This is a genomic window from Rheinheimera faecalis (assembly GCF_021290965.1).
GTDB classification, from domain to species: domain Bacteria; phylum Pseudomonadota; class Gammaproteobacteria; order Enterobacterales; family Alteromonadaceae; genus Pararheinheimera; species Pararheinheimera faecalis.
Genome location: NZ_JAJOYT010000022.1, coordinates 1 through 6468, shown reverse-complemented (window position 1 = coordinate 6468; position 6468 = coordinate 1). Strand labels below are relative to the sequence as shown.

Genomic DNA, 6468 nt, shown 5'->3' with positions numbered 1-6468 from the left:
GCATCTTTTGGTTTCACCATGTCATTTATGATGAGTTGTCTGATCTTGTGTGCTCTGATGTTGTTTCCTGCACAGTCGAGGGCTGAAGAAGTGATCAGGATCCGGCATTATCATTTGCAGCCCCGCCATGATTTTGCCTTAAAACTATTGGAACTGGTGCTGTCAAAAAATGGCACGCCTTATCAAATTATTGCCGTGAAATCGAATGAGGTTTTAACAGAGGGCAGGGTAGAAAAAATGGTGATGGATGGTGAATTAGATATGCTGTTTATCTCCACTTCTGCAACACGCGAACGAACTATGATCCCTATTAAAGAGCACATTTACCGGGGCTTGCTCGGATTGCGTTTGCTGCTGATTAAGCACAAAAATAATGAAAAGTTTAAACAGATAAAAAACCTGCAGGATTTGAAACCTTATGTGGCAGGTCATAACGTGCACTGGAGCGATTTTGGTGTGTTTAAGGCCAATGGTTTAAAAGTGGTCAGTACCACCAGTTATGACGCCTTATTTGAAATGTTAAAGCACGAAAGATTCGACTATTTCTCCAGAGGTGTAAACGAAGTCTGGTCTGAGTTGGCGCAGCACTCCGATCAACTGGTGATAGCCGACAATGTGATGTTGTTTTACCCGCACCCAGTGTATTTTTTTGTTGGTAAACACAGGCCTGAATTAGCTGCTTTGGTGGAAAAAGGCCTGAAGATAGCCATGCAGGATGGCTCCTATAAAGCCTTATTCCTGAGTTATTATGCCGACACTATTAAGAAAGCTAATTTAAACAGCAGAACCATGATTTATCTGAATAATCCGGCTGTGCCCGCAGGCACAGCTCCGATAGATACCAGTTGGTGGTTAACTCCCTGAGTTGTTTATCAAGCTTCTACAGTGACTACAACTTTGCCTCTGTTGCGTGCAGTTGCTACTTTTTCATAAGCCTGCTCTATGCTGTCAAAGTCAAACTCCTGTGGGTCAAGCCGTATAGTTAACAGCCCTTGTTCAGTCAGTTGACAGGCCTGACGCAGAATGTTGCCGTGATGTGCTCTGCTTTGACCCGTTAATAGTGGCATTAAGGTGAAAACACCAGAGTAGCTGGCCGCTCTGAATGATAAAGGCGCTATGCTATGTGTACCCCAGCCGAGGCTACTGACCACATGGCCCGTATAGGTTTTTACCGACTGAAAAGCCTGATCCAGACTGACTCCTCCAGTGGTATTAAATACAATATCAAAGCCTTTATTGCCGGTATGTTCTGCCAGGTAGTGCTCTACAGATGTGTGCTGATAATCAATAAAAACAGCACCCAAAGAACGGATATAGTCTGCATCTTTGGCTGACGCCGTGGCATAGACTTCTGCACCAAAGGCTTTGGCGAGTTGAACCGCTACATGACCTACACCACCAGCGCCACCTTGCACCAATACTTTATGCCCGGCTGCAACTCTGGCTCTGTCTATCAAACCTTCCCATGCCGTAATCACCACTAAAGGCATCGCAGCGGCTTGACGCAGGTTGATGTTAGACGGAGCTTTGGCCAGCAAGTCTGCATCCACTAACTGATACTGAGCCAAAGAGCCCTGTTGACCTGCCACACCTCCCGTCATGCCATAGACTCTATCTGCCACGGCAAAGTGAGTGATACCGGGACCTGTTGCGACCACTTCACCTGCCATGTCGATCCCCAATACGGCGGGAAATGGCTGTTTAGCATGAGCCGCTTGTCCTGCTCTGATTTTTAAATCCAGTGGGTTGATGCCACTCGCGGCCACTTTCACCAGAACCTGACCTATTCCTGGTTGAGGTATAGCTTGTTCAGTTAATTTGAAACTGCCATTCGCTTCAGTGATTTGTAACGCCTGCATACTGTGTTGAGTGCTCATGCTGATGTCCTCTGCTGTGATTTAGTGGGTGCCCCGTTATGGGGCTAGTTGCAGTATTGCCTATGCCAAAAAGAACTGAAATCAACTAATATGCATTGATGTCATGCGAAAATGCATAATGAAGCTTAAGAGGGCAGCTATGAATCATCTGGACTGGAGCGACATCCGTTTATTTCTGGCGGTGGCAGAGCAGGGCACATTAACAGCAGCTGCGCGTGCTGTAGGTTTTACTCAGCCCACCTTAGGCCGGCGAATCCAAAGTCTGGAGCTGAGTCTGGGTCTTAAGCTGTTTCAGCGCACAGCAGAGGGCTTTCTGTTGACCGAGGCTGGGCTTGCTTTATTGCCAGCAGCCAGACGTATGGCTGAAGAAGCTGATGCAGCGATGCGGCAGTTAGCCGGGCAGGAAGAAAGGCTAACAGGCACGTTGCGTATTTCATCGTTTGATTGGTTTAGTCATTATGTATTGGCTGATTGCTGTGCTGGTTTTTTGCAGTTGCACCCGCAAGTCAGCATAGAGCTTTTAACCGACAGCAGATTGTTTAGTCTGGCGCGGCGTGAGGCTGATTTAGTGTTCCGGCTGCAAGCTTTTGACGAACCTGATATAGCACAGCGTAAACTGCTGCAGTTGGATTATGGCTTGTATGCCGCTGCTGGTTTTGACCTTAGCTTGCTGAATACTCCAGAGCAGCTGCGCCTGATTAGTATGGACAGTCATTTTAGCGATTTGCCTGATGTGGCCTGGCTTAAAACTCAGTTTCCCGGCGCAAAGCTAGCCTTTAGCAGCAATAGCAGAGAAGCACAGGCCAGATTATGTTTGGCCGGGCTTGGGCTTGCGGTATTACCAGTGCGGATGGCGAAGCAAATTGAGGGATTGCAGCAACTGACTGTAACAACCCCACCGCCGTCACGACAGATCTGGCTGGGTTATCATCAGGATTTACGTTATCAGCGCAGGCTTAGAGCTTTTATAGACTTTATCACTCAATGGTTGGGTGACCTTCAGTAGCTGCTGTGGTGATAAACAAAAAGTCCGCCTGATGGTTAGTCAGACGGACTTTTGTTTTTTGACTAAATATTTAGCTACAGCGCTTTTAAGATCGCATCCACAGTAGCTTTGGCATCGCCAAAACACATCTGAGTATTATCTTTATAAAACAGCGGGTTATTTACGCCCGAGTAGCCTGTGTTCATGGATCGCTTAAATACAATGACGTTTTGTGCTTTCCAGACTTCGAGCACAGGCATACCGGCGATAGGGCTGGTTGGATCTTCAGCTGCTGCAGGGTTGACTGTGTCATTGGCACCTATCACCAGCACAGTATCGGTGTCGGAAAAGTCTTCATTAATTTCATCCATTTCGAGCACTATGTCGTAAGGCACTTTGGCTTCAGCCAGCAGTACGTTCATATGACCTGGCATACGACCAGCCACTGGGTGAATACCAAAACGCACTTTTATGCCACGAGCTTTAAGTTTCTGACAAATCTCAGCTACCGGATACTGCGCCTGAGCGACCGCCATCCCATAACCTGGGGTGATGACCACAGAGCTTGAGTTTCTCAGTAAATCTGCCACATCTTCTGCATTGATTTCACGGTATTCGCCTTGTTCTTCGTCACCCGAACTTTGTTTCGCATCGACCTGACCAAAACCGCCGGCGATGACGGAGATAAAAGAGCGGTTCATCGCTTTACACATAATGTAGGACAAGATAGCGCCGGAGGAGCCCACCAAAGCACCAGTGACAATCAGCAAGTCGTTGGAGAGCATAAAACCCGCAGCAGCTGCGGCCCAGCCTGAGTAAGAGTTCAGCATAGACACCACTACCGGCATATCGGCGCCGCCAATGGAGGCGACCAGATGCAGACCAAAGATCAACGCAATCAGAGTCATAATCAGCAGCGCTGTTTCACCACCTTCGAAGCTGACAAAATAAACAAGCAGTGCAGCGGAGGCGACTAAGGCCAGTAAGTTCAGTTTGTGTTTATGCGGAATATTCAACGGCTTGGAGCTGGCGATGCCGCGTAATTTGGCAAAAGCTACCACTGAACCTGAAAAGGTGACTGCACCTATAAATACGCCCAAAAACACTTCGGTTAAATGCACTGTGAGCTCTGCGCCTGTTGTGGTTGCGAACTCAAAAAAGCTATTGTAACCGACCAAAACAGCAGCTAAACCGACAAAACTATGCAAAATAGCCACTAATTCCGGCATTTGGGTCATTTCAACTTTAAGCGCCAGTCGGAGGCCTATCGCCGCGCCTATAGCCAGAGCTACCAGCAAAGGCAGCATGGCATCCATACTGACCCCGGCAATGGTGGCTAATAGGGCGATGGTCATGCCTAAAATACCCAGCCAGTTACCACGACGTGCGGTTTCCTGCTGAGATAAACCGGCTAAACTTGCGATAAAAAAAGCGGCGGCCACTATATAGGCTGCTGTGATTAATCCTTGAGTCATGGCTGTTACTCCCCGCCTTTAGTAAACATCTTCAGCATGCGCTGCGTCACGGTAAAACCACCCACTATATTGATACTGGCTATCAGCACGGCAAAAAAGGCCAGTACCTGCACCAACAAAGAGTCGCTGCTGATTTGCAGTAAAGCACCCAGAACGATAATGCCGGAAATCGCATTGGTGACTGACATCAAAGGGGTATGCAACGCATGAGTGACGTTCCAGACCAGGTAGAACCCCACCACGCAGGATAATAAAAACACCGTAAAGTGCGCTAAAAAGTCACTGGGGGCTGAGTACCCTATCCAGAGTAATAACAAGGCGGCTATGCCTATAAACCAGTTAGTGTTAATGGGTTTTTTCGGTGCTGCCGGAGCCGTTGTAACTGCAGCTACAGGTTTAGCTGTGGCAGTTACGCTGATGGCAGGAGGTGGAAAAGTAACTTCGCCCTGATGCACCACAGACATGTTGCGGATAATCACATCCTGCATATCCAGCACCATCTGACCATCTTTGGTTTTACATAACAATTTGGCTAAGTTCACCAGATTGGTGCCATAAAGCTGTGAGGACTGGGCCGCTAAACGGCCTGGTAAGTCGGTATAGCCTATCACTTTAACGCCTGATGCCGTCTCTGTGATTTGACCTGGCTCTGTGTATTCACAGTTACCACCAGTAGCTGCTGCTAAATCAACAATGACAGAGCCAGGTTTCATCGAGTCGACCATTTCTTTGGTGATGAGTTTTGGCGCAGGTCTACCTGGGATAAGCGCCGTGGTAATGATAATGTCGACTTCTTTGGCCTGAGCTGCAAACAATGCCATTTCAGCGGCAATAAATTCATCCGACATCACTTTGGCGTAGCCACTGGAGGAGGAGCCATCTTCGGCAAATTCGAGTTTTAAAAATTCACCGCCTAAAGACTCAATTTGTTCAGCCACTTCAAGTCGTGTATCAAAAGCCCGTACTATAGAGCCCAAAGAACGGGCTGCGCCAATAGCAGCAAGACCGGCCACACCAGCACCAATCACCAGCACTTTAGCGGGCTGCACTTTACCTGCGGCGGTAATTTGACCACTTAAAAAACGGCCAAAACTATGGGCTGCTTCAATCACAGCGCGGTAACCTGCAATATTCGACATAGAGGACAACGCATCCAGTGACTGAGCACGCGAAATACGTGGCACCATATCCATCGCCAATACATTCACACCCACAGTGGCAAGACGTGCCACTAAATCCGGGTTTTGTGCTGGCCAGATAAAACTCACTAGTGTGCTGCCTTTTTGCAGCTGACTAATTTCCTGCTCTGTCGGGGCATTGACCTTATAAATCAGCTCACTGGCCCAAAGCTTCGCACTGTCGGCTATGCTGGCACCGGCCTGAATATAAGCTTCATCGCTAAAACCTGCGGCGCTACCTGCACCAGTTTCCACCAGCACAGTAAAGCCTAATTTACGCAGTTGCTCCGTGGTGGCTGGAGTAGCAGCCACCCGGGTTTCGTCTTGCAGTTGTTCTTTCGGGATTGCAATAAACATCCTGACCTCGTCTTTTTATGTCGGGCCAGCAGTTTTCCGGCCCCTTATGGTTTTGATTTTGCGCACATTTGCTTCTTGCACCTGCACTAAGCAACTTAATTCGCATGAGTTCGCGTTAAAAAGAACACACTAACCTACAGGGATCCATGCCGTCATGTCACTGCTTAAATTATCATCTTCAATTGCTGAAAAAACAGGCCCTTGAATGTGATAAACAGTGGGCTCTTCAGCGAAATAATCCTGTAAGCCTTCCATAAATACCTGATGGTCTTCACTTGCCTCGAACCCGGGTGTATGGTCTTCCAATGATTGCCATCGCACTATAAGGTTAAAAATGTGAGGTGTTTCAATCCCCTGAGCGAGGAAATGACCTCCATACCCTTTAGCGCGTCTGAGTAAAGGCGCGACTTTAGCAAAGGCACTGCGGAACATTGCAACCCGTTCACTATGAACAGGAAGTAAAGCAATCTCGTAAATCATAGTCGTCTCCTCACAGCAGAGCTAAAAATCAAAAATTTGAATTTCTGTTATGAAATCAGCGTCGGAACAACAGCGATCGCAATTTTGCCTTTCAGACCGTTGTTAGGCGTCTCCAA

The 6468-nt window shown here is 47.9% G+C and carries 6 protein-coding genes; 2 read left to right on the top strand and 4 right to left on the bottom strand.

Annotation, left to right across the window (positions count from 1 at the left end):
- On the top strand, window positions 1-864 hold an 864-nt coding region (locus LSG34_RS20460), incomplete at its 5' end, for a substrate-binding periplasmic protein (RefSeq protein ID WP_233011188.1).
- Between the two features lie 8 nt (window positions 865-872).
- Here the strand turns inward: LSG34_RS20460 and LSG34_RS20455 are convergent.
- On the bottom strand, window positions 873-1877 hold the full coding sequence (locus LSG34_RS20455) for a zinc-dependent alcohol dehydrogenase family protein (RefSeq protein ID WP_233011187.1): 1005 nt from the start codon (window positions 1875-1877) through the stop codon (window positions 873-875).
- A gap of 139 nt (window positions 1878-2016) precedes the next feature.
- On the opposite strand from LSG34_RS20455, the gene LSG34_RS20450 reads away from it, so the two are divergent.
- Window positions 2017-2883 carry a LysR family transcriptional regulator gene (locus tag LSG34_RS20450; protein ID WP_233011186.1) on the top strand — a complete coding sequence of 289 codons (867 nt, stop codon included), beginning with the start codon at window positions 2017-2019 and terminating at the stop codon, window positions 2881-2883.
- 74 nt (window positions 2884-2957) lie between these two features.
- Here the strand turns inward: LSG34_RS20450 and pntB are convergent, their stop codons facing one another.
- From pntB to LSG34_RS20435, 3 genes are all read right to left on the bottom strand, one after another.
- Window positions 2958-4337, bottom strand: a complete 1380-nt coding sequence (gene pntB, locus LSG34_RS20445; RefSeq protein WP_233011185.1) for a Re/Si-specific NAD(P)(+) transhydrogenase subunit beta — start codon at window positions 4335-4337, stop codon at window positions 2958-2960.
- 5 nt (window positions 4338-4342) lie between these two features.
- Complete coding sequence (locus LSG34_RS20440) at window positions 4343-5872, bottom strand: Re/Si-specific NAD(P)(+) transhydrogenase subunit alpha (protein ID WP_233011184.1); 1530 nt, start codon at window positions 5870-5872, stop codon at window positions 4343-4345.
- A gap of 129 nt (window positions 5873-6001) precedes the next feature.
- Complete coding sequence (locus LSG34_RS20435; RefSeq protein WP_233011183.1) at window positions 6002-6352, bottom strand: antibiotic biosynthesis monooxygenase family protein; 351 nt, start codon at window positions 6350-6352, stop codon at window positions 6002-6004.
- Window positions 6353-6468 lie beyond the last annotated feature (116 nt).

Excerpts from the sequence above, each read along its gene's own strand:
- LSG34_RS20455 (WP_233011187.1), bottom strand. The coding sequence starts at position 1,877 with ATGAGCACTCAACACAGTATGCAGGCGTTACAAATCACTGAAGCGAAT.
- LSG34_RS20450 (WP_233011186.1), top strand. The coding sequence starts at position 2,017 with ATGAATCATCTGGACTGGAGCGACATCCGTTTATTTCTGGCGGTGGCA.
- pntB (WP_233011185.1), bottom strand. The coding sequence starts at position 4,337 with ATGACTCAAGGATTAATCACAGCAGCCTATATAGTGGCCGCCGCTTTT.
- LSG34_RS20440 (WP_233011184.1), bottom strand. The coding sequence starts at position 5,872 with ATGTTTATTGCAATCCCGAAAGAACAACTGCAAGACGAAACCCGGGTG.
- LSG34_RS20435 (WP_233011183.1), bottom strand. The coding sequence starts at position 6,352 with ATGATTTACGAGATTGCTTTACTTCCTGTTCATAGTGAACGGGTTGCA.